The sequence below is a fragment of the Campylobacter showae CC57C genome (assembly GCF_000344295.2).
GTDB lineage: Bacteria > Campylobacterota > Campylobacteria > Campylobacterales > Campylobacteraceae > Campylobacter_A > Campylobacter_A showae_B.
The window spans coordinates 13,407-37,344 of sequence record NZ_AOTD01000003.1 but is presented as its reverse complement, the minus strand read 5'-3'; the positions used below and the strand labels follow the sequence as shown (position 1 = coordinate 37,344).

Annotated in this window: 19 protein-coding genes and 1 pseudogene; 11 read left to right on the top strand and 9 right to left on the bottom strand. The window is 46.9% G+C overall.

The genetic code is table 11. From position 1 onward, the window contains the following. Nucleotides 1-901, bottom strand: a 901-nt coding sequence (radA, locus tag H740_RS00170) for a DNA repair protein RadA (protein WP_002950191.1), incomplete at its 3' end; no start/stop codon positions are given. Nucleotides 902-1,075: 174 nt separating this feature from the next. On the opposite strand from radA, the gene brnQ reads away from it, so the two are divergent. After that, entirely contained in the window at nt 1,076-2,407 is a 1,332-nt protein-coding gene (gene brnQ / locus H740_RS00165) for a branched-chain amino acid transport system II carrier protein (RefSeq protein WP_002950190.1), read from the top strand. Nucleotides 2,408-2,673: 266 nt separating this feature from the next. Here brnQ and H740_RS00160 read toward each other — a convergent pair whose 3' ends face one another. From H740_RS00160 to glmU, 8 genes are all read right to left on the bottom strand, one after another. After that, complete coding sequence (locus tag H740_RS00160; protein ID WP_002950189.1) at nt 2,674-2,886, bottom strand: hypothetical protein; 213 nt, start codon at nt 2,884-2,886, stop codon at nt 2,674-2,676. After that, nucleotides 2,883-3,839, bottom strand: coding sequence for a tRNA pseudouridine(38-40) synthase TruA (truA, locus tag H740_RS00155; protein ID WP_002950187.1), 957 nt, complete (start codon nt 3,837-3,839; stop codon nt 2,883-2,885). Before truA ends, H740_RS00160 begins: the two co-directional genes overlap by 4 nt. Next, nucleotides 3,840-4,865 carry an LptF/LptG family permease gene (locus tag H740_RS00150; protein ID WP_002950185.1) on the bottom strand — a complete coding sequence of 342 codons (1,026 nt, stop codon included), beginning with the start codon at nt 4,863-4,865 and terminating at the stop codon, nt 3,840-3,842. Beyond that, nucleotides 4,858-5,679 carry a prepilin peptidase gene (locus tag H740_RS00145; RefSeq protein ID WP_002950180.1) on the bottom strand — a complete coding sequence of 274 codons (822 nt, stop codon included), beginning with the start codon at nt 5,677-5,679 and terminating at the stop codon, nt 4,858-4,860. Before H740_RS00145 ends, H740_RS00150 begins: the two co-directional genes overlap by 8 nt. Before the next feature lie 341 nt (nt 5,680-6,020). Further along, nucleotides 6,021-6,722, bottom strand: a complete 702-nt coding sequence (gene uppS / locus H740_RS00140; protein ID WP_002950179.1) for a polyprenyl diphosphate synthase — start codon at nt 6,720-6,722, stop codon at nt 6,021-6,023. A gap of 1 nt (nt 6,723) precedes the next feature. Further along, complete coding sequence (locus H740_RS00135; protein WP_002950177.1) at nt 6,724-7,404, bottom strand: hypothetical protein; 681 nt, start codon at nt 7,402-7,404, stop codon at nt 6,724-6,726. Further along, nucleotides 7,401-8,576, bottom strand: coding sequence for a bifunctional phosphopantothenoylcysteine decarboxylase/phosphopantothenate--cysteine ligase CoaBC (coaBC, locus tag H740_RS00130; RefSeq protein WP_002950175.1), 1,176 nt, complete (start codon nt 8,574-8,576; stop codon nt 7,401-7,403). The genes H740_RS00135 and coaBC overlap by 4 nt, the downstream gene beginning before the upstream one ends. Further along, on the bottom strand, nt 8,563-9,882 hold the full coding sequence (glmU, locus tag H740_RS00125; protein ID WP_034956722.1) for a bifunctional UDP-N-acetylglucosamine diphosphorylase/glucosamine-1-phosphate N-acetyltransferase GlmU: 1,320 nt from the start codon (nt 9,880-9,882) through the stop codon (nt 8,563-8,565). The genes coaBC and glmU overlap by 14 nt, the downstream gene beginning before the upstream one ends. 147 nt (nt 9,883-10,029) lie before the next feature. Here glmU and H740_RS00120 point away from each other — a divergent pair, with 147 nt between their 5' ends. The 10 genes and pseudogenes from H740_RS00120 (at nt 10,030) to H740_RS00075 (ending at nt 23,923) form a co-directional block, all read left to right on the top strand. Further along, a complete protein-coding gene (locus H740_RS00120; RefSeq protein ID WP_002950166.1) occupies nt 10,030-11,178 on the top strand; it encodes a PepSY-associated TM helix domain-containing protein in 1,149 nt (382 codons plus the stop codon). Between the two features lie 254 nt (nt 11,179-11,432). Continuing rightward, the gene (locus tag H740_RS00115; RefSeq protein WP_002950161.1) at nt 11,433-12,200 is read left to right on the top strand and encodes a motility protein A; all 768 of its coding nucleotides are present in this window, start codon (nt 11,433-11,435) and stop codon (nt 12,198-12,200) included. Nucleotides 12,201-12,205: 5 nt separating this feature from the next. Next, complete coding sequence (locus H740_RS00110; RefSeq protein WP_002950159.1) at nt 12,206-12,976, top strand: OmpA/MotB family protein; 771 nt, start codon at nt 12,206-12,208, stop codon at nt 12,974-12,976. 11 nt (nt 12,977-12,987) lie between these two features. After that, nucleotides 12,988-13,719: a flagellar type III secretion system pore protein FliP gene (gene fliP, locus H740_RS00105; RefSeq protein ID WP_414734169.1), complete on the top strand. Its 732-nt coding sequence runs from the start codon at nt 12,988-12,990 to the stop codon at nt 13,717-13,719. Between the two features lie 142 nt (nt 13,720-13,861). Beyond that, the gene (locus H740_RS00100) at nt 13,862-15,181 is read left to right on the top strand and encodes a TolC family protein (protein WP_002950157.1); all 1,320 of its coding nucleotides are present in this window, start codon (nt 13,862-13,864) and stop codon (nt 15,179-15,181) included. Next, nucleotides 15,178-16,341, top strand: a complete 1,164-nt coding sequence (locus H740_RS00095) for an efflux RND transporter periplasmic adaptor subunit (RefSeq protein WP_002950156.1) — start codon at nt 15,178-15,180, stop codon at nt 16,339-16,341. The genes H740_RS00100 and H740_RS00095 overlap by 4 nt, the downstream gene beginning before the upstream one ends. Further along, entirely contained in the window at nt 16,334-19,354 is a 3,021-nt protein-coding gene (locus tag H740_RS00090) for an efflux RND transporter permease subunit (protein WP_002950153.1), read from the top strand. Before H740_RS00095 ends, H740_RS00090 begins: the two co-directional genes overlap by 8 nt. A 422-nt stretch (nt 19,355-19,776) precedes the next feature. After that, nucleotides 19,777-20,874 (top strand): PepSY-associated TM helix domain-containing protein, encoded by a 1,098-nt coding sequence (locus H740_RS00085; RefSeq protein WP_197273041.1) that lies wholly within the window; start codon nt 19,777-19,779, stop codon nt 20,872-20,874. Beyond that, a pseudogene (locus H740_RS00080) lies at nt 20,871-23,008 on the top strand (TonB-dependent siderophore receptor). The gene H740_RS00085 and the pseudogene H740_RS00080 overlap by 4 nt, the downstream one beginning before the upstream one ends. 297 nt (nt 23,009-23,305) lie before the next feature. Then, entirely contained in the window at nt 23,306-23,923 is a 618-nt protein-coding gene (locus H740_RS00075) for a tetratricopeptide repeat protein (protein ID WP_002950148.1), read from the top strand. Nucleotides 23,924-23,938: the final 15 nt, after the last annotated feature.

The following is a 23,938-nucleotide window of genomic DNA, read 5'->3' as shown; positions in this document are numbered from 1 at the left end:
AACCCTCCATCGTGATAGTGATAGCCGAGCCGCTAGTAGCCTTGCCTCGCGTGAAAAATTTACCCGCGACGTCGTTGGCGCTGATTAGCCCGTTTTGGCTCATCTCGAAAATCCCCACTTCGCTAGTCGAGCCGAAGCGGTTTTTAAACCCCCGCAGCATACGCAGCTCGCGGCTGGAGTCTCCCTCGAAATAAAGCACCACGTCCACCATATGCTCCAAAATTCGAGGCCCCGCGATCGAGCCGTCCTTCGTGATATGCCCGATGATAAAGACGCAGATGTTTTCATTTTTGGCTAGGCGCATGAGCTCAAATGTAATCTCGCGCACCTGCGATACGGAGCCGGGCGCCGAGGAGATTTTTTCGCTGTAAAGGGTCTGTATGGAGTCGATGACGAGGATTTTATACTCGTTTTTGCGCACTTCCGCGAGGATATTTTCGAGTAAAATTTCCGTGAGCAAAAACAGCCCGTCTTTGACCGCGTCTAGGCGCTGGGCGCGCATTTTGATCTGGCTCGCGCTCTCTTCGCCGCTTACATACAGCGTCTTTTTGCCTTGGGCGGCGAAATTTGACGCGATTTTTAGCAGTAAAGTGCTCTTGCCGATGCCTGGACTTCCGCCGATTAGCACCAGCGAGCCCTCCACGACGCCGCCGCCAAGAACCAGATCCAGTTCGCTATTTTGCGTGCTGATGCGCGTGATTTTTTCGATCTCGACCTCGCTGATTTGCTTTGCGAGGCTAGGTTTTGCGGTACTTTTTGATATCTCTTTTAGCGTTTCGATCTGCTGCGCATTTAGCTCTAAAAAGCTATCCCAAGCCCCGCACTGAGGGCATTTGCCGACCCATTTACTCTGCTGATTACCGCAGGCTTGACACTCAAATACGGTTTTGATTTTCGCCATTTTTTTCCTTTGCGCGATTATACTTTAAAATGTTTAAATTTTACTCCGGCTACGCGGCTAAATTTCAAATCGAAACACACGCGCGCGAAAAATGAGCAAATTTAACTCAAATCAACGAAAATTCAACTTTATCTAAATACAATTTGTCAAATTTAAAACTAAAATGGAGCGAAAATGAAACAAAAGCTTAGCAAAAATCAGTTTTTAGTCATCTCGCTCACGCTTTTTGCCATGTTTTTTGGCGCGGGGAACTTCATCTTTCCGCCAAATTTGGGGCGAGAGGCTGGGCAGAATTTTTACGTCGCGATTATGTTTTTCTGCGCTACGGCGGTGCTTTTGCCGGTGCTTGGCGTCGCAGCGATCGCTAGGGCAAAAGGGCTTCAGAGCCTAGTGCGCCGCATAGATCCCGTGTTTGCGGTGCTCTTTACAGCGCTTTTATACCTCACGATCGGGCCGCTTTTTGCGATACCTCGCGCGGCGAATATGCCTTTTGATATCGCTGTTAAGCCGTTTATCGCGGCTGACAATTTGCAAATTTGGCTATTTTTCTACTCGGCGGCGTATTTTGCGCTAAATTATTACGTCTGTATGAATCCGTCAAAACTAGTCGATCTACTCGGCAAATACCTAACTCCGCTGCTTTTGGCGCTTATTTTGCTACTTTTTGGAGCGGGATTTTTGTTCCCGATTGGCGAGTTCGTCGCTCCTAGCGGAGACTATGCGCAGCGCGCCGCAGCTAAGGGCTTTGTAGAGGGCTATCAGACGATGGATGCACTAGCGTCGCTGGCATTTGGTATTATCGTGATAAACGCTATCAGAACTGTGGGCGTAAAAGATGAGCGTCACCTGGTCTCCTCGACGATAAAGGCAGGCATGACAGCGGGTGTGATTTTGATGGCGATTTACTTGATGCTGGGCTACTTGGGTGCGACATCGGCGGAGCTGTTTAAGGATGCGCCGGAGATAAACGGAGCCGAGCTGCTATCTCGCATCAGCGGTCATTACTTCGGCAGGGCGGGCGTTTTGGTGCTGGGTTCTGCGTTTTTCCTAGCTTGCATCACGACGACGCTGGGGCTCATCAGCTCTGCTAGCGAATACTTCGAGGAGCTAACGGGCGGACGCATCAAATACAAAATTTGGGTTGCGGCGTGGTGCTTGATCGGCTTTGGCGTGGCGAATTTCGGCCTCACGACCATCATCAAGGGCTCGATCCCGGTGCTCATCGCCATCTATCCGATCGCCATCATGCTCATCATCCTCTCGCTCATCAACCCGCTGATTGACTCGAGCAAGCTCATCTACCGCACCTGCGTCTACGTCTGCGTGGTCGTCGGCACGATAAACGGTCTTGATATCGCGGGCGTTTCCGTGCCACTAGTGACGGATATCGTCAAAAAGATGCCGTTTTACGACTCTATGCTTGGCTGGATCGTGCCTAGCGCGGTTGCATTTGCGGTGACTTACATACTGCATCTCGTGCTAGAAAAAAGAGAAAATACTTTTTAACTGTTAGCGGCAAAGCGCCGAGCTCTTTTATACGGCTATAAAATTTTAAGACATTATAGAAATTTTATAGCCGAGATTTTTTAATGACTACATATTTACCACTATGATTTTTATTTATAAACATCAAGGCTCAAATTTAGTTCGTCGATTATGCGCAGCAGCTGCGAGATCTCATTTTTTATGGTCTGCGCGTCCGCGAGGCTCGGCGGCCGGTTAAAGAGCAAACTTTCTGGGCAGTCTTTTGTATTGTAGATCGCTGTAACCTCCTAAAACAAAAACATCGTGAGCATCGCATGCTCGCCCCAGCCGTTTGCGGCTATGACCCATGCGGCAAAATCCCTGCCGTAAGGTAAAGCGGGAGAAATAAAAAATAAGACGATTACAAAAAGCAAGGCATAGCGCTTAAGTAGCTTCTGTTTGCATTCTTTTTGCTTTTGCGTTACGGCGGCGATGGCTTCTTTTATTTTTTGATTTCTCATTCGTAAAAAACTCGGTTTAGATAAAGACCGTTTGGCGGTACGGAGATGCGCGTGAGCGGCTTTTGCTCGTAGATAGCCTGGTGCAAAAGCTCTTTTGCTTTGAGGAAATTTTCATCTCGGCAGCTACTTTCGGCTTCGTTTAAATTTGAGTTTTTGGCGTCAAATTTTGAAGCGATGCACTCTGCGCGTTCGGCGGTTAAATTTGCACCTTCGTGGCTTTTCGTCAGGATGTTATCGCGGCTTTTTTTGTTTAAATTTGCTCTCAAATTTGCCGCCTCTGCGCGCTCAAATTTAAACTCCATCGTGTCCATTTCCTTAAATTTGCCGTTTTTTGCAAGCTCAAGCGCCTTTAAAACGCTAGCGACCATGAGTCGAACCTGGGCGCGCAAAAAGCCGTTTGCTTTAAAAACGATAATCGTTCGTTCGCCGCACTCGTAGCAAAAGGCTTTTGAAACGCGCCGCACCGGACTTTTGACATCGCTGCCAAGCTTCATAAACGCGCTAAAATCGTGCTCGCCGACAAAAAGCGCGAGCAGCTCGTTTGCTAAATTTAGGTCAAATTTGGGCAAAAAAGTCTCGTAAGGCGCCAAAAAAGGCGAAAACTCGCCGTGATTTATGACATAGCGGTAGGCCCTGGCCGTAGCGTCGTAGCGCGGATGAAAGTCGTCTTTAACGCGGCTTATAAATTTGACGTGAACGGCCGGGTGGGCGTGGCGGTTGATGAGAGCTTTTAGGCGCGCAAAGTCCTTAAAATGCTCGCCGCACTCCACGCAGGCTACTTGATTGTTTGCGTGCACGCCCTTGTCTGTGCGCGAGCTAGAGATTATCTTGCTAAAAATACCCACGTGCGCTAGAGCAGCGCCCAGTGCGTCCTCGACGCCGTTTTCGTGCGGCTGTGTCTGCGAGCCTTGAAATTTCGACCCGTCGTAGCTAAAAACGAGTTTAAGCCGCACTTAGTATCTTTTTAAAATTTTAGCCCTAAAGCTAAAAATCGAGGCGATAAAAAATAGCAAAAATATCGCCGCAATCGCGATAAAAACGCGCGAACTAAAGAGCATGATGAGCGTAAAATACCCGAATAGCACGCCAAATATCCCAAAATACACAAAGCCCTTTTCGTAGCGGTAGGTTACGATACCAAGACTCAAAGCAAAAAGTGTCGTCGCTAGCGGAAAAAGCGCGATAAGAACGTAGGTTGCGAAGTCTTTGGCGCGTTTTTTATCCTCGCTCATTGCCTGCCAATACTGCACAAACGACTTCGTCTGCGCGACGCTGTCCTCTTGGGCGGTGCTGATTTTCATCGTGCCAAAGTCGGTTTTATGCCATGAGGCGTCTCTCATATCGTAAATTTTGCCGTCTGATAGCGTAAACTCAAGCACGGCGTTGTTGTTTGTTAGGCGAGCGTTTTTAGCTAGAACGAATCTATGCGCGCCTTCTTTTGGCGAATAAAGCGTCACGCCCTCGTAAAGAGTGCCGTTCTCGTCGTTTTTTTCGTTTTGGATAAAGACCATCCAGTCGGAGAATTTTTGTCCGAATTCGGTCGTTTTTAAATTTAGCTTGGCGACGGTTTTTTTGTACGAGACGAAATTTGAGTTTAGCTCTGCGGCCGTAGGGATAAGCACTATCGCGGTGACGATGAGAAAGATTGAGACCGCGCCGCTAACGATGAGGAAAAATTTAGCGATCTTAACTGGCGAATATCCGAGCGTAAAAAGTACTATACTCTCGTTTTCGCGAGAAAGTCTGAAAAACATGAGCGCAAGCGATGCGAAAAACGCGATAGGAACGGTAAAAAGCAACACTCTAGGCAGCATAAACATATAGAGTTTAAAAAGCTCTATAAAGGTGATCTCGATGTACGACGTGATACGCGCGATCTGGATGAAAAACACGATCGACATGATGAGAAAAAGCGTCGCAAATAGCGATGCGAACGTACTTAGGAAGTTTGAGAAAAGATAACGCGCCGTCCTATCCATAAATCAGTCCCAATATGTAGATAAACTGCTCCTTAAACGCATAAACGATGAGCGTAGCAAGGCTTAGAAACGGCACGAAAGGCAGCTCATATCCGCGCTTTCGCACGATGACGTATGCAGGCAGCGTCAGTAGCGCCGAGACATAGATCGCCATGAGGCCAAGCTTGATGCCCAAGATCGCACCCATAACGCCCGCGATAAAGATGTCCGCAGACCCCATGGCTTCGCGCTTAAGGGCTAGGCTAACGACCGCGCGCAGTAGCCAAAAGGCAAACATAAAAATCGCGGCGTTTATAAACGAATCAAAGGCGCGCAAAAGCTCATCAGAGTCAAAAGAGGCGGGTAGATTAAAGCCGTAAAGTAGTGAAAAAGTGACGCTGGCAAAAAGCAGAGGATCGGGAACGGCTTTATAACGAAAGTCGATCAGGCTAAGCGCTAGCAGCAAGATAAAGCAGATACCAAGCATCGCCGCCTTAAAAATCGCGGCGTAAAAGCCGTCCGTAAGAGGCTCAAGTCCGTGTGTCTCAACGCAATACGCAAGCACGCAAAGCAGGCCGCTAGCAAGCTCAACTAGAGGATACTGAAAGCTGATTTTTTCGCCGCAAAACGCGCACTTGCCGCGCAAAAATAGCCATGCGAAAATCGGGACGTTATGATACGGTTTTAGCGGAGTTTTGCAGCTTTGGCAGTGTGAGGCGGGAAAATTTATGCTCTCGCCGCGCGGCATGCGGTAGATCAGGACGTTGCTAAAGCTGCCGACTACGGCGCCCAAGATAAAAAATAATAAAATAAAAAATACAACGGCGAAAATCATAACTCTCCTAATTTAATTTATAATGCATTTGGCTGCTTGCGATTATTTTTGAGCTAGCGGCGACGTTTTTAAGCAATGTTTGCGCAAATTTGCCGCGCGATTTGAGCTAAAATTTGACTCGTTATTTGCGCCGCAAAAAGCATAAAACACAAAATTTAAAGGCGATTTTAGCGAAATATTGCCTTGAATGATTTTAAATTTAAAGATTTCGGTTCAAAATTTATGGAAAATAGCGTTGCGGCAAGGCTTTTATTTGTCAAATTTAAAGGCACTTTCTCGGCGAGCGAATCAAATAAAACGACGTAAATTTAAAAGATAGCAGCAGTCAAAAACATCAAATTTTAAAGCCCGCCAAATCTTCTATCTTTTTTCTTAAATTTTGCCGTTATCTGGGCCAGCTCCTCGCGCGTGAAATCTGGCCAAAGCGTAGGCGTAAAGGCAAACTCGGCGTATGAAGCTTGCCAAAGCATGAAATTTGACAGTCTCTGCTCGCCGCCCGTGCGCACGAGAAGGTCGATGGGCGCGGGCTCGTCGAGGCACTCTTGTAAGCTATCTTCGCTCAAATTTAAAGCTAATTTTTCGGCGTCAAATTTGCCGCCGTTTTTTTCGCAAAATCTCCTAAATGATCTTAAAATTTCATCTTTCGCGCCGTAGTTTAGAGCTAAATTTAGCTTTAGCCGCGAGTTTTGTGCAGTTGCGTTTTTGATCTCGTTTATCTCGTTTTTTAGCTTGTCGCTTAGCGGACTTTCGTCGCCAATAACGTTAAATTTGATGCCGTTTTTGATAAAACTATCGCGTTTTGATAGCAAAAATTTATGCAAAAGATCCATCAAAAACGCCACTTCGCTCTTTGGGCGCTTCCAGTTTTCGGTGCTAAATGCGTATAAGCTCAGCACCGCCACGCCCTCGTCGATACAAAACTCGCACATCTGCTCCACGACGTTTGCGCCAGTTTCGTGCCCTTTGGTACGTAGCAAACCGCGGCGCTTAGCCCATCTGCCGTTGCCGTCCATTATGATCGCGAGGTGATTTAGCTCGTTCATTTTAGCCCTTAAAATCAATTATTTTGCCGCTTGGATCAAAAAAAGCGGCGATGTTTTGCGTCGTTTGCGCTTCGCAGTCAAATTCATTTCGCAAGAGCCTAGCGACCTTGTCAAACGGCGTCTGCGCGCTGATTATCCTGGCGCCTTTTAGCGTGAAAATAATCGGAGCAAAATTTGAAAAAACGAGGTAAATTTGACTCGTTTTAGCTCCGTCAAATTTCATCTGAAAAACGCCTTTTGCGCCGTTATAAACAAACGAAATATTAATGATATTTTTTTGTAGCGCAAGTAGCATTTGAGCTAGATTTTCAAAAGATTCCCGCGAGTCTGCCGCGCTAAGTCCGTTAAATATATATTCATAAAACCAGTTTAGATCGGGCTCGCTTATCAGCCTTTCTATCAGCGCGAGTCCCTCAGGCGCGGCGTAGGCTAAATTTGGCTTTTTAAAGAGATTTCTTATCACGATATTTTCGGTGCCGCTTGCGATCTCGCCCCAGTATTCGCCGTCCACGTCGAGGCTTTTCATGCTTTTCGTGCTTAGGATTTTGTTGCCCATTTTGAGATTGTAGCGATTGTAGCCCGTCTTTTCGGCGACTTTGATGCTGATGGGCAGGCTCGCGTTTAGAGCCGTGCCGGCGCCGCCGCTTGCGATTTTTTGCACTCGTGAGACGGGATTTATCATAGCTTGCTTGCTAAATTTACGATTTGGCGCGTCGCGTCCTCTTTGGACGTTAGCGCGATATTTTGCGCGTCGCGTCGCGTGATAAAGGTTATTTGCGTGCTATCAGATCCAAAATTTATATCGCCGCCCAGCACATTTAGGCAAACGGCGTCAAGGCTCTTTTTCTCAAGCATATTTTTTGCGTTTTGCATGGCGTTTGCGCCGTCCGTTTCCATTTTAAAGCCGATTTTTTTTACGTTTTTAAAATCCTCCAAAGAGCCCAAAACATCATCGTTTTGAGTGAGCTCCAGCGTCCAAATTTCGCCTAAATTTTGCTTTTTTAGCTTGCCTTCAAATTTGGTTTTTGGAGCGTAATCGCTAACCGCAGCCGCCATCGCGAGCAAATTTGCGTCCGCCAAATTTGCATGCAGTAGCTCTTTTAGCTCCGCCGAGCTTTGAAATTTTAGCGTTTTATAAGGTGCGTTTGCCGTCTCAAAGCTAGCTAACAGCGTCACGTCCGCACCCGCGTAGTAAAATGCGTCGGCAATCGCCCGCGACATCTTGCCGCTGGATAGATTCGTCACGGCTCTTACATCATCGATCTTTTCGCTCGTTGCACCGCCAGTGACGATCACTTTTTGCCCTTTAAATTTTGGCTCCGTTAGCATCCTTTTGGTTTCGTAGATGATCGTAGAAAGATCGGCTAGCGCGCCTTTACCCGTATCGCCGCAGGCTAGGGTTTTTTCTACCGGTTCGATAAATCTCGCGCCGTTTGCGGCTAAAAACTCGAAATTTTTGCGCGTGGCGAAGTGATTTATCATTTTGTCGTTGGCTGCGGGTGCGATGAGTAGGGGAGCGGGGCTCGCGATCAGAGTCTGCATAAAGACGTTATCGCAAATGCCGCTAGCAAGCTTGTTTATCGTATTTACACTAGCAGGCGCGATCAAGATGAGATCGGTTTTGGCGTAGGCGATGTGGTTTAGTCCGTCCTGCCAGTTTTCCGTGCGCGAGGTTAAAATTTTATGCTCGCACAGCGCCTCAAAGCCCGCTTCCGAGCAAAATTTGAGCGCTCCTTCGCTAAGCATAACTCGCACGTCCGCACCCTCTTTTTTTAGCGAGGATAAGATCTCATAAGCCTTGTAAAACGCGATACTGCCGCAAACCGCGAGCAAAATTTTTTTATTTTTTAGCATTTTCGTCGCTTTTCGCGTCGTTAAAAAATTTATAAAAAAACCCTTCTTTATTTACCTGTTTCGTGCGGCTGATGGCTAGCGCGCCGCTTGGTACGTCGCTAGTTACGGTGCTTCCCGCGGCGATTAGCACGTCGTCGCCGACTTTTACGGGGGCTACTAGCTGGGTGTCCGAGCCGATAAAGACGTTTTTGCCGATTATCGTTTTGTGCTTGGCTTTGCCGTCGTAGTTGCACGTGATCGTGCCGCAGCCGACGTTTGTGCCGCTACCGATCTCGCAGTCGCCCAGATAGCTCAGGTGACCTGCTTTGACGCCGTCAAGCCTCGCTGCTTTAAGCTCGACGAAGTTTCCTATGTGGGTGTTTTTGATCTCGCATTTTGGGCGTATGTGCGCGAGCGGGCCGACGTCGGAGTCTTCGATGACGGAGTTTTCTACGACCGAGCCGCTTTTGATGACGGAGTTTTTGATGACGCACTCTCCGATGACGCTTACGTTTTCTTCGATGACGCATTCGCCTTCAAATTTGGCTCTAGAGTCGATATAGACGCTGTTTGGTAGCCGCATGAGTACGCCGCTTTTCATCAAATTTTTCTTTATTTCGTACTGCATCAAATTTTCGGCGATGCTTAGCTGAAATTTATCGTTTATACCCATGAAATTTTGCTCTTCGACGTTGATAGCCCAGCATTTTAGGCCGCGCTCGTTTGCGATTTTTATCGCGTCGGTTAGGTAGAATTCTTTCTGCGAGTTTTCGTTGCCGATGAGAGGCAAAATCTCGCGCAAAACTTCGCTTTTAAAGCAGTAGCAGCCGGCGTTTGCGCTTTTTATCATTTTTTGCGTTTCGGTCGCGTCTTTTTGCTCGACGATGGCCTCGACTTTGCCGTTATTTATGATCACGCGGCCGTATCCGTACGGGTCTGCCGCCTCAAAAACGCTAAGAGCGATGTCCGCATTACCCGCGCTTAGGCGGATTAGGTCGTTGGTTTTGATAAGCGGCATATCTCCGCACAAAATAAGCGTTTTTTCGCTATTTAACGGGATATTTTTTAGCGCGCCCGCAGTGCCAGGAAACTCTTTTAAATTTTGTTCGTAAATTTTAGTTTGAGGGAAAATTTCTTTGATTTTGGTTTCGACGAGTTCTTTTTGATAGCTCAAAACTACGCTCACGTCGCTACTGATCTCGTAAGCCTTGCGCAAAATATGGATAATCATCGGCTCTCCGCAAAGCTCGAAAAGCACCTTTGGTTTAGTTGATTTCATCCTCGTGCCAAGCCCCGCGGCAAGCACCACTACGCCGATATCGCTCATCTTTTTTCCTTGTTTAAATTTGAGCGATTTTATCTCAAATTTGCTAAATGCGCGATTAATGCTTTTTGGACTTAACAATTTCTTAAGCATTAATTTATATAATCACGGCCTTTGAATATAATCAAAATCAATTTTAAAGGATGCTGCTTGCTTTCGTTTTTAAAAAAGGCCTTGAGAAGAAATCAGTTTTTGTTTAATCTCCACCTGATTTTATCGATTATTTTTGCTATTCCGCTGCTTGTTATCGGCGTTACGGGAGCGATTTTATCGTATCAGCACGAGCTTGAAGAGATCATAAATTTAAACGCTGCCAAGGTCGAAAAAACGGGCGAAATGCTAAGCGTTGAGAAAATCTTGCAAAGCTTTAGCGAGCAAACGGGCGTTAAGCAGCCAGCAAGGCTCGTGCTACCCAAAAGCGAAAACGAAGCGATCAAAATTTATGCTAGCAATAGCGATGCCTATCTGGTCGATCCATATACCGCGCAGATCATCGGCAAGGACTACGGTGTCGCCTTCGTGCGCGTGGCGATGTCGCTGCACCGAAATTTGTGCCTTGCGCTAACGGGCAACAAAGCCGCGGGCGAAGTGGGCAAGCAGATCGTGGGCGCTAGTACGGTCGCGATGATAGTGCTCGTGATAAGCGGCGTTTGGCTACATTTCCCGAGACTAAAACGCAAATTTGCCGAGGCGGTGAAGCCAAATTTTAAGCTCAAAAAATACGCCCTTTTTCACAACCTGCACACGAGCTTAGGCGTCCTAAGCGCGGTGATTTATCTCATCATCTGCCTAACGGGGCTCATGTGGTCGTATCGCTGGTATAACAGCGCGGTGATGGAGCTTTTCGTTAGCGAGCAAAATTTGCCTAAAGAGGCCGAGCGCAAAGAGGGCGCACCCGCAAAAGCAGAAGGCAAAAAGAGCGCCGAGTATAAATTTAGCGATGTGCAGAGGGCTTATGAGATATTCAGATCAAGCGGCATAGAATATAAAGAATTTAGCCTGATGCTCGCGGCCGGAGATAAGATAAACGTCAGATACTACGAGCCGGACGCGCCAAACACCGCTCGTCCGAAAATGACCGCCATAAACGTAAAAGAGGGCAAGATGGCTGAGCAAAAGCAAACCGATGGCATAACCGTAGGCATGGTAAAGAGCACGAACTATCAGCTACATACGGGATATTTTTTCGGGCTTGCGGGTAAAATTTTGTGGTCGGTCGTTTCGCTTTTGATGGCGCTTTTTATCTTTAGCGGCTTTTATATGACGGCAAAAAGGGCGTTTAAGCCGAAAAAGGCCTAGTTAAATTTGCCCTTTACGCGTGCGAGCGAGCGATAAATTTGCCGAAATTTACGCTCGCCGCAGGATACCGTCTTTTACTCTCGTTTAAAATTGCACTTCATTTTTTAAATCAAATTTTGACAAAAACGCAAAATTTAAAAAATTTTACGCCGCTTTGGAACGGCTTTTGCAAAAAGCTAACCTAAATTTAACTGTATTTTCAACTAAAAAAAACTAAAATACAAACCAAATTTACAATTATAGAAAGTTGCAAGATGGATTTAGGTAGCCTCGTCGGTTGGATAGTTATTATGGTGCTTTTGCTAGGTTCCATGCAGATGGGCGTCGGAATCGGAGCTTACATCGATATTCCCTCTGTTTTGATCGTTTTTGGCGGTACGATTTGCGCGCTGATGATCGGCTTTAAGATGGAGCAGATAAAAAAACTAGGCACGTTTTACGGCATCGCGGTAAAACCAAAAACCTATAATCTCCCAGAAATCGTAAAAAAAATGGTCGAATACTCCACTAAAGCCCGCCGCGACGGTATCTTGGCGCTTGAGAGCGATGCAAATAACGAAACCGATCCGTTTCTAAAAAAGGGTCTATCTATGGCGGTTGACGGCAACGAACCGGACGCCATCAGAACTCTACTTGAGATAGATATGGAGCAGGCTAGCTCCAGACACGGCGATAATATCAAAATTTTTGAGCAAATCGCGGGCTTTGCGGGCTCTATGGGTATGATCGGTACGCTCATCGGCCTGGTTGCGATGCTCATGAACATGTCCGATCCCTCAGCTATCGGTCCTTCGATGGCGGTTGCGCTCATCACGACGCTTTACGGCGCGATGATAGGAAACATCCTAGGCTCGCCCGTGGCAAACATCCTGAGCATCCGCGATAAGGACGAAGGCACGGCAAAGGTGCTGATGCTAGAGGGCATAATGGCGATCCAGGCGGGCGACAACCCTAGGACGCTCGAGATGAAGCTACTATCGTTTTTACCGCCTAAAGACCGCGTCAGTCAGTTTGATAAGTAGAAAAAATGGCTAAAAAGTTAATCGATCCGGGCGACTGCCCCAAATGCTTACCCGAGTGGCTCGCGGCGTTTGGCGACTTGATGTCGCTGTTGCTTTGCTTTTTCGTACTGCTTCTTTCTATGAGTACGATGGACGCAAAGAAGCTAGAAGCCGCGATCGGCTCGCTAAGTGGGGCTTTGGGCGTGCTTGAGGGCGGCGCGAAACCCGACGTCAGTGCTGAGCAAAACCAAGACGACCATGCCACCTCAAACAAAGAGCGCACGGGCGTAAAGTCGAATTTCGAGCAAACCCTGCGCTCTATTAATGAGCTTTTGCACGCTAGCGGCTCGCCGGAGGTTACATTTGAGGAGAGTGAGAGCGGCTTTGTGATCAGGCTGCCGGCAAATTTACTCTTTGCAAAAGATAGCGCCCAGCTGCAAAACGACGATGCGTTGCTGTTTTTAAAACGTATCGCGATGGTGATAGCAAAGCTGCCGCCAGACGTCGTAGCAAACGTGATCGGGCACACCGACAGCGAGCAGCCCGGATCTGCTGAGTTTAGAGACAACTGGCAGCTATCATCGGCTCGCGCCATCAGCGTAGTTAGCGAACTCATCAAAGACGGAGTCGATCCTAAAAAGCTAACCGCATCAGCAAAGGCCGAATTTGAGCCATTTGCGACGAATTTCACCGAGCAGGGTAGGGAGAAAAACCGCAGGGTTGAGATTCACTTCGTTTCGTTAAATTTAGACGACAAAGCCAAAACGCAAAAAAGCATACTGGATGCGCAGGAGTAAATTTGAAAAAACTGACGTTTTTGCTGTTTTTTATATTTGCGGCGGTCGCGATCGGCGAGGATAATGTAACGATCCCGACCGTAAATCTCAGCCTAAGCGCGCCCACTACGCCAATGCAGCTAGTTAGCTCGCTAAACGTCCTACTAGTCCTCACAGTCCTTACGCTCGCTCCTTCGCTCGTTTTTATGATGACGAGCTTTTTGCGGCTCATTATCGTTTTTTCGTTTTTGCGACAGGCGATGGGTACGCAGCAGATGCCGCCATCTACGGTGCTTATTAGCCTTGCGATGGTGCTTACGTTTTTTATCATGGAGCCTGTGGGCAAGCAAGCCTATGAAGCGGGTGTGAAGCCCTATCTAAGCGAGCAAATCGGCTATCAAGAGGCCTTTGAGCGCGGCGTAAAGCCATTTCGCGAGTTTATGATAAAAAATACGCGCGAAAAGGATCTGGCGCTGTTTTTACGCATCAGAAACATGCCAAATCCGCAAAGTTTAGACGATATCCCGCTCACGGTCGTGATGAGCGCGTTTATGATCAGCGAGATGAAAACGGCATTTGAGATAGCGTTTTTGCTCTATCTGCCGTTTTTGGTCATCGATATGGTCGTTAGCTCCGTGCTTATGGCGATGGGTATGATGATGCTGCCGCCGACGATGATTTCACTGCCGTTTAAGCTACTTATTTTCGTACTCGTCGACGGGTGGAATTTGCTCGTCATGAACCTCGTTAAAAGCTTTCATTAGGTTTTTTGTCGCTATAATCTTAAAAAAGCTCCGCGCGCCGCTTAAATTTTCATTTTATTTTACTTACGGCGCCAGACTTCAGACGGCGCAAATCAGCTCAAATTTAGCCCGCGCCGCCTAGGGCCAATAGGGAAGGGTTTAGATGAAAAAAATTTATATATTTTTGAGTTTTTGCGTTTTTTTAGGCGGTTCGGAGGTTAAATTTGAAGGGAATTTACACGAGCTGATTTTGGCCGCGCAGAGCTCAAATTTAGCTCAAATTTCAAACTACGAACCGCAAAAAGCTCAGCTGCAAAAAGATGCCGTAAAAAGTGCATATATGCCAAGTCTCACGATCGACGGTGGATACAGCTTTTTAAGCGGCGATATAAACGTCCTGCGCCCGCAAAGAGCCGCCACGGCAAGGGCGATTTTGGAGCTTGCGGTTTATGACGGTGGCAAGCGCGAAGCCCTGCTAAGCTCGCTTTCGCACCTTAGCGCGGCTGAAATTTTAAAGAACGAGGATTATCAAAACCTGCTTGCATTTAACGCGACCAAGCTTTATTTTAGCTTTTTGTCGCTGGGCGAGCTCGCGACCGCAAAAGAAGGCGAGATAAACTACCTAAAAAACGCTCTAAATAGGCTGGAAAAATACTACCGCGCGGGGCTTAGCGACGAGAGCGAGTATGAAGCTATAAACGCTAGATACGCCATGGCGCTAGCCGAACGCCTCGAAATCACGCAAAATCAAAACGAGATAAAAAATCAAATTTATGCGCTAACGGGCAGAGATATAAAGCCTGTGGCGGGCTCTAGGATCGCTTTTTTGGACGATGAAAACTCCGCGCCGCAAAAAAGCGCAAAGCCAGAGCTTGAGGCGCTTAGGCTAAATTTCGCTGCGGCCTTGGAGGATGAAAAGATAACCGCGTCCGAGACGAACCCGCAAATTTTCATCAAAAATACCTACACCTTTATGCGCACTCACTACGATAGAAATTTGCTACCGGCGCAGTATAGAAGCGTGCTGGAGCCGTATTTTGACGACTTTTTTAAGCCAAATTTAAATACCAACGAGCTGATTTTGGGCTTTAGCTGGAAGGCGTTTGATTTTGGCGCGAACAAAAAGCGGCGCGAGATAAAACGCATAAGCGCGCTACAAGCGAAGCTAAATCTGGATCAAAAGCGCTTGCAAAACGAGCTAAATTTAGCAAATATCAAAAACGACCTAAAGACGCTCAAACAAAAGATAGCTGCGGGCGAAAGCGCGCTAAACTCGGCGCAAACCTCGCTAAATGCCGTTAGTAAAAAGTATGAAGCCGGGCTGCTTGGATACGTCGAGTTTTTAAACGCGACCGCGCAGAGCTTTAGCGCAGGCAGCGCGCTGGAGCTAAGCAAGAGTAAATTTGAGATCAAAAAGGCGGAGTATCTGTATGAACGCGGCGGCAAGATCGCCGAAAATATCGAAAAAACGGAGCGCAAATGAATAAAATTTTACTTTTTTTACTGAGCGCGGCGGTTGCGCTTTGTGCACAGGATAAAATTTACGCGAGCTTTGACGTCGCAGCGGCAAAAGATGCGCAGCTCGCGCTAAAGGCCGTCGGTATCGTAAAGAGCGTAAACGTAGAAATAGGTTCCGCGGTAAAGCGTGGCGACGTGCTGCTAGAGCTTGAAAACGAGAGCGAAAAGCTAGCCGTAAAGCTCGCACAAAACGACCTAGAGAGCGCGCAGACGGCAAAAGCTCACGCAAAAAGCGTGCTGGATAAATTTAAGCTCGTTCAAAGCGTGAGCTCGAAGCAGGCTTTTGAAAATGCGGAATTTGATTTTAAAAACGCCGCGCTAGCCGAAAACAGAGCACGGTTGGCGCTAAATTTGGCGCAAAAGCGGCTCGAAGACACGCGGCTACTCGCGCCTTTTGACGGGACGATATCTGGCAAGAGCATCGAGGTCGGCGAGGGCGTGGGCGGCGTAGCACAAAAGCTGATGTCTATATTTTCGTATCCAGACGTCAAGCTTAAGCTTAGCTTTGATGAAAAATTTAAAGACCGCGTAAAAATCGGTAGCGAATTTATCTATAAACTAGACGGCCAAAGCGAGGAGAGGCACGGTAAAATCAGCCTCATCTACCCGACTATCGACACGAAAAACGGCAAAATTTACGCCGAAGTGCAGGCGCGAAATTTGACGCCTGGGCTTTTTGGCGAGGGATATATCGTCTCTAGCGCGCAGGACGGGGACGCAACGAGCGATAAAAAGGCCGCCGAGCCTAAAAAAGAGGACGCAAATAAAACATTTGGGCTTAAAATTGACGGCTTTAAAAACGGCGGACTTGCGGGTGCGAAATTTGATGCAGAAAAAACTAGTTTCGGCGCGGCGCGGTTTTTAAATTTAACATCGCAAACGAAAAGCGAGGTAAATTTGAGCTCAAATTCGGCGCGCAACGTTAAATTTGACGCCGCTGCGAAAAATGCAAATTTGATGGGCGTGTCAAATTTGTCGTATAAACAAGGCGGCGTAAATTTAAATCCCGAATTTGACGGGGCGCAAATTTTGCTCGCCGCTAATCGCCAAACGCTTTATGCAGGGCAGGGCGGACGGGTAAATTTGACGCAAAAGGCAGTTTTGGCGAAGGCGCAAAATGTATAAACTAGCCATAAATCGTCCGATTACGACGCTGATGTTTTTCGTCGCGCTCGTATTTTTCGGGGCGATGTCGCTTCTTAGGATGCCGGTAAATCTCTTTCCCGAGGTCGTCATCCCGCTGATTAAGATCACGACCTATGCTCCCGGCGACATGAGCCTCATCGAGAGCAGGGTCACTAAAAAGATCGAGGACGAGGTCTCTACGATAGACGGTATCAAAAAGATCAGGTCGTATACGTTTAACAACCTCAGCATCGTTTTGATCGAGTTTAATCTCAAGAAAAACATCGACGTCGCCGCAAACGACGTGCGCGACAAGGTCGCAAAGGCAAAGCTGGACGTCCAGCCCGAGATAGAGAAAATCAACAGCGACAGCGGCAAGGTGGCGAGCTTTTTCGTTAGCCGCAAGGATGAAAATTTAACCGCGCTCATGCAAACGGTAAAAGACGAAGCAAAACCGTTTTTACAGCGCGTAAAAGGCGTTGGTAAGGTCGATGACAAGGGCTTTTTGGAGCCTGAGATTAAAATTTACCTTGATCCGTTTAAACTCGATAAATACGCCCTAACCGCGGCCTCGGTCATAAATATAATCAAATCACAAAATTTAAAAGCACCTTTAGGGAAGCTCGAAAACAGCGAGTTTGAGATATTTTTAAAGAGCGAATTCGACGCCAAAAGCGTGCAGGAGCTGGAGGATATCCGTCTGCAAAAGGACGTATTTTTAAAAGACGTCGCGCGCATAGAGCTATCTCATCACGATACCGACGCCGTTGCGATGTATAACGGCAAGCGCGGAGTGCTGCTTGACGCTATAAAAGTAAGCGGCGCAAACACGATTGAGACGATAGACGCGCTCAAAGCTAAAACGGACGATCTAGCGGTAAGACTAGGCGAGAACTACGAAGTAGAGTGGGTTTATGAAAAGAGCGAGAGTATCCTAAAGCACATAAATCAGGTCAAATTTGACATGATGCTAGGCGTCGCGCTCACGGTCGTCATCGTCTTTTTCTTTTTGCGAAGCTTTAGCGCGACTATCATCGCCGCGCTCGCGATACCTGCTAGTATCGTGGGGACGTTTTTTATCATCGACGTTTTGGGCTTTGATCTAAACCGCCTCACGCTGCTGGCTCTCACGCTTGGTATCGGTATATTTATCGACGATGCGATCGTGGTCGTAGAAAATATCTCCAAAAAGATGCAAGAAGGCGAGAGCAATCCGCTAAAAGCGAGCTTTGAGGGCGTGCGCGAGATCGCCTTTAGCGTGCTTAGCATTAGCGCGGTGCTGCTTTGCGTGTTTGTGCCGATTGCCTTTATGGAGGGCATCGTCGGGCAGTATTTTAACTCCTTTGGCATGAGCGTGAGCGGCGGTATCGTGGTGTCGTTTTTGGTTTGCATTATGCTGATACCTAGCCTGGCGGCAAGGTTTTTGAGCGAGGGCGAGAGTAAATTTTACCGCGTGACTGAGCCTATATTTGAGGCGCTTGAGAGCGGTTACGAGCGACTTTTGAAGCTTATTTTGAGGTTTAAAACCGTGTTTGTTATCCTTACTTTTGGCGTACTGGCTCTTTGTATGAGCCTGGCTGGCAAGGTTGGTATGGACTTTTTGCCCGTCGAGGACGAGGGGCAGTTTGAGATATTTTTAAAAGCAAGCCCAGGTATCTCGGTCGAGGCTATGAGCGCTAGAGCTAGCGAGGTCGTGCGCGAGGTAGATAGCGATCCGCGCGTCGAGTACTCGTATATGATCGCTGGTTACACAGACTCAAAGGACGCGTATAAGGCTAAAATTTACGTCCGCTTAAAGGGCTTTGAGTCGCGAAAAGAGCGCCAAACGCAGATAATGGACGAGTATAGAAAAAAGCTTAAATTTGACGATCTCTCGGTCAAGGTTCTGCAGATACCATACGTCGATACGGGCAGCGACAGTGAGCCTGTACAGCTAACGATCACGGGCGATAGCCTAGAAAAGCTAGACGAAATCCTGCCAAAAGCCATCGCCATGGTGCGCGCGATAGAGGGCATGACGGATGTTGGCAGCGATAACGAGGATAAGATAAACGAGTTGCAAATCAGCGTAAATAAAGACAAAGCCAAGCGTCTAAGCGTCGATCCTAGCGCGGTCGCGCAGGTGATATATGCGTCCTTTGGGCAAAATAGGCTTGGTAGCTTTGATAATGGCGACGCGCAGTACGATATGATACTGAGATTTGACGACGAGTACCGCAAGGACGCGCAGGCACTGCAAAAACTAAAGATCAAAAACGCCCACGGCGAGAGTATAAGCCTAAGCGCGGTGGCGGAGTTTAAGACGAATAAGACCTTTTCCGTGATAAACCGCTTTAACAAACAGCGCCAGATCAGGATTGTGGCAAACGTCGATAACGTCCCGCTGGGCGCCGTGCAAAAAGGTATCGACGAAAATATCGGTAAAATTTTGCCTAAGGGCTACGACTACGTGATGACGGGCTTTATCGAGATGATGAACGACACGAATGCGGCCTTCGTCTTTACGATCAGCCTTAGCGTCGTGCTCATCTATATGATCCTAGCCGCTCTTTACGAGAGTTTTATTTTGCCGCTCATCATCATGATCTCGATGCCACTTGCCTTTGGCGGCGTGGCGGTCGGGCTGTATCTTAGCGGTAACTCCTTTAGCCTGTTCGTCATGGTCGGCGCGATCTTGCTTTTTGGCATGGTTGGTAAAAACGCGATTTTGGTCGTGGATTTTGCCAACCGATACGCAAACGAGGGTACGCCGCTAAACGAAGCCATCGTGCGCGCGGGAGTTAAAAGACTGCGAGCGATACTGATGACTACTTTTGCGATGATATTTGCGATGCTGCCGCTTGCGCTTAGCAGAGGTGCCGGATACGAGGGCAACTCCCCGATGGCGATCTCGATCATTTCAGGGCTTATTAGCTCGACGCTACTAACGCTGCTAGTAGTGCCTGCGCTCTTTGGCGCGGTGTATAAGATAGATAAATTTGTGAGTAAAATTTACAAAAGAGATGAAATCTAGGGCTCAAATTTGAGCTTGCTTTCGGCTGGGCCTGAGTCAAATTCGCGCTTAAATTTAACGGCTCAGCCAAATTGCGCCTAGGCTGATTTTGCTTGGTTTTTGGATTTTTAAAATTTACTCAAATTTAAAGCGTCAAAATCGCTTTTGCCTACGGCCTAATTTAACCTTCTTCGCCAACTTTACTCGGCCGATTTTGCCGAGCTTTTAATTGGCATAATTTTACGAGCGAAATTCGGCGCTTTGTTTGTCTGACGGACGATCAAATTTACCGGTTAAATTTGCTTGATAAAATTTTATCGCAAAGTATTTTTTCCTACTAATTGCTAGCCATATTTTTGATAATGGTTTTAGAAATTATTAATTTTTAAAATGCTAGAATCCGCGCCGATTTAAAGTAAATTTTAAAAGGGCAAATTTTTAACGTGAAAATACTTGACAAAAAGATTATGTACAAGATTCACACTTACGCTTCGCTGATATTTTGCATTCCTTTAGTCGTCGCTTGTTTTACAGGCTCGGTTTTGGTTTATAAAGACGAGATAAATAATTTATTAATGCCAGGCGCCATATACGTTGCAAAAAATAGCGATGAAAACGAGCAAAAAAGTAGATTAAAATTTGACGAGCTAAGAGAAAAAATAGAAAAAGAGTATCCGCATCACGAGATCGTAGGCTGGAATATCGACGTAGACCCCAAAAAAACGGACAAAATTTGGCTGTTAAAGCACGGAGTGGGTGAAAAAGAGTGGGCGTGCGTGTATCTGGACGCTTTTAGCGGAGAGATAAAAAGTGACCTCGTGCCGCACGATAGCGGATTTATCGGCGTTATAACCGAGCTTCACGAAAATTTGCTTCTTGAAAAAAGCGGTCAAATTTTGCTTGGTCTGACGGCGATTTTTGCTTTTATTGTTTCGATCAGCGGCTTTATCGTTTACCGGAACTTTTGGGCGAATTTGCTGCGTCTTCGGTTTGCGAGAATGGTGGTTTTTATGAGCGATTCGCACAAATTTATCGGCGTTTTTTCTACGCCTGTTATCTTTGCAGTCGCGCTTAGCGGGGCTTGGTGGGAGCTTAGGTTTATGTTTATGCCGCCCTTTGATAATTCTAAATTCGTAATCGGTCCGCAAATTTACGATAAAAATATCTCTATCGACACTCTCGTGCAAAGAGCGGCCTCGGATATGCCCGGATTTGAGACGCATTACGTTAGTTTTCCGTTTTATGATGGCGCAAATATCACGCTTTACGGGCAAAAACCGAGTCAAGGTTTCCTTCATAGCCAGTACTCAAGCACCGTTTCTTACGATAAAAATAGCGCAAATTTAATCGATGTAAAAGATATCGAGCTAGCAAGCAAAACGGATAAATTTTTATCGACGTTTAGGCGAGCTCACTACGGCGACTATAACGCCGCGACTAAGTTTTTCTGGTTTTTATGCGGCTTGGCACCGTTAGCGCTTAGCGTTTCGGGCATTTATTTATGGATAAAAAGATCAAATTTTAAAAGGAGAAAAAGATGAAAAATAAAATTTTGTTTTCGGTTGCGGCTATAAATTTGCTCGCGTCCGTTCAAATTTTAGCCGCCCAAAACGGCGAGAACGCAGCGGGCAAAGAGACGCTTCAGGCCGTCGAGGTAACTAGCGAACAAAGGCGCGACGACGTCAAATACAACGCCAAAGAGCTTGTAAAAAGTACCACGAGGCTAGACCTCACTTCGCGCCAAACGCCTCAGTCGCTAACCGTCATCACCGAGGCTAGGCTAAAGGATCAAAATATCAACGACTATCAGGTGCTTTTGCGAAATATCCCCGGCGTCACGCTTAGCAAGTGGGACGAGCGCGTATATCCTACGGCAAGAGGCTTTAAGATAGATTATTATTTGCTTGATTCGATGCCTAGCTTCGGCGGATTTAGCCTAGGCGCAAACGATATGAGCATGTTGCCCTATGAGCGCGTCGAAGTCGTAAAGGGCGCAAACGGCCTGCTAGCGGGTGCCGGCAATCCGGCGGCTAGCTTAAATTTCATCCGAAAAAGAGCAAATTCAAAAGAATTGACGGGAAATTTTAAACTAAGCGCGGGCTCTTACGATAGATACGGCGTATCTGGCGACGTGCAGACTCCGGTGACTGCTGACGGCAGCGTGCGGGCTAGAGCGTCTTTTATGCACGAGAAGTCTCGCTCGTATATGGACTACTATAACCGTAAAAATACCGCTATCTACGGCGTAGTGGATGCTGATATCATGGATAGTTCGTGGCTTAGCCTGGGCGCGTTTTATCAGGAGCTAAAGCGTCACGGCGTACGCTGGGGAGGAATGCCCGCGTTTTACAAAAACGACGTTAGGCGCGAGTTTGGTAAAAACGAAATTTTCTCGCAGCCTTGGACTAGGTGGGATATCAAGACTTTTGACATTTATGCCGATTTTAGGCACTATTTTGAAAACGAAGCCAGCCTAAATCTCTCCTACTCCTTCCGCCGAGCAAATACGGACTCAAATCTACTATACTACGGCGGTAAGGTAAATTTAGACGGTACGGGCGATGTTAGCGGACTTAGCGTCTATGCAAATAAACGCGAAGAAAATATCCATAACGTAGACGCTTACGTAAACCTGCCGTACGAAGCGTTTGGCTTGCCTCACGAGGCGGTTTTCGGGGCTATGTATAACAACTATAAAAAAAGCTCCGACAACGTCAGTAGCTACTGGAATAGCCGCACGACTCCGGCGGGCCTAGCCTATGCGGCGCGCACTAGGATAGACTTTAAAAACCTGCACCTAGACGACCCAAAGCTACCTTACGCCGATCAAAACAATGCCGATAAAACTGTGCAAAAGGCCGTATATTTGGCTAATAAATTTTCTATCACGGACGAGTTAAAGTTTTTGCTAGGAGCCAGATGAGCTACTATAAGTACCGCATAACAGGCGGCAACGGAAATAGAAATTTCACTCAAGAAATCACGCCGTATCTAGGCATAACGTACGATATCGGCGAAAATCACACTCTTTATGCTAGCTACACGAGTATCTTTAAGCCTCAAACCGTAAAAGATATAGAGGGCAAATATCTAGATCCTATCCAAGGCAAAGACTATGAGCTCGGTATAAAGGGGGATTATTTTGACGGCGCGCTTTCGGCTTCATTTGGCGTATTTAAGGTCGTTCAAGATAAGCTAGGCGCAAAAACCGGACAAAAGATCCCAGGCACTACGACCGATGCGTACGAAGCTAAAAAAGGCGTGACGAGCAAGGGCTTTGAGGTGGACGTAAACGGCGAGATAAATCAAAACTTAAGCCTGGGTCTTGGGCTTACTCACTTTAACGCCAAGGACGCAGACGGCAAGAAATTTGACACCGAAAGCTCGCGCACTACGGCAAATCTCTTTACCAAATACTCTATAGCGGACTTTAGAGCGGGCGCGGGAGTGCAGTATAAAAGTAAAATTTACGTCGGTAGCGGCGCAAACGAAATTACGCAAAAGGCCTACACGTTGGCAAATTTGATGTTTGGCTACAAGATAAGCAAAAATTTCGACATCCAGCTAAATATCGACAACGTGTTTAATAAAAAATACTTCGAGGGCATCGGAAACAACAAGATGGTCTACGGCGACCCGAGAACGTTTAATCTAGGCTTTACGTATAGTTTCTAAGTGATTTTTGGATTTTGCCATGCGACTTGATTTACGAGCGCGGCAATCTGATCTATAAATTTGGCGCTTTTTGTCGGTATTAAATTTGTAAATTTACGAATGACGATAGGCGCCAAATTTAGATGTAAAATTAAGCGTAAATTTGTCTTAACGTGCTAGAAATGTTCTTTTAATGAGCAATAAATTTGTTACAAACTCGGCTATGTTTGATTGTAATTGAGTTTTTAAAGTTTATTTTAAGCATTATTTTTGCGAACGTAAGGTAAGATTAAGGCAAATTTTTCTTAAGGCTAAATTTTGAAACGCGCTATTTTTCAAGCTATCTCGCACGTTATCATCTTTACGCTGGTTGCGGCGTTTGCTAGCGGTTGTGCCGCACAAAAAAAGGCAAACCCTGGCACCCCAATGCCTATCACAAATGCCGAAATAAAGCACATCTGCGACGATAAAACCCCAAAAGAATGCAACAACACGGGCGTGAAATTTGAAAACGACAAAGACTACGAGCGCGCAAAACTCTGCTATCAAAAGGCCTGCGACGATAACGAGGGTATCGCTTGCTCAAATCTAGGCTCGCTACACCAAAAGTTAAAAAGCAAAGAGGAGCGAGAGATCTTGACGATATTTGCGAAGTCTTGTAAGCTCGGAAACAAATACGGTTGCTATAATGAGGCTAACTTCTATCGCCTCGGACGCGGCACGGAGCATGATTTTGCCGCGGCGCGTAGACTGTACGAAAAGTCGTGCTTGCAGCTAGAACACGCGCAAAGCTGCTCAAATCTAGGCGGTATGCATCAGTTTTCGCTAGGGGTCAAAACCGCCGACTTGGAAGCGGCAAAGAAATTTTATAAAATGGGCTGCGAGATGGGCGATGAGATCGGCTGTAGAAACCTCTCGCTGATAAGTAACGAGTAAATTTGCTTTTATGTT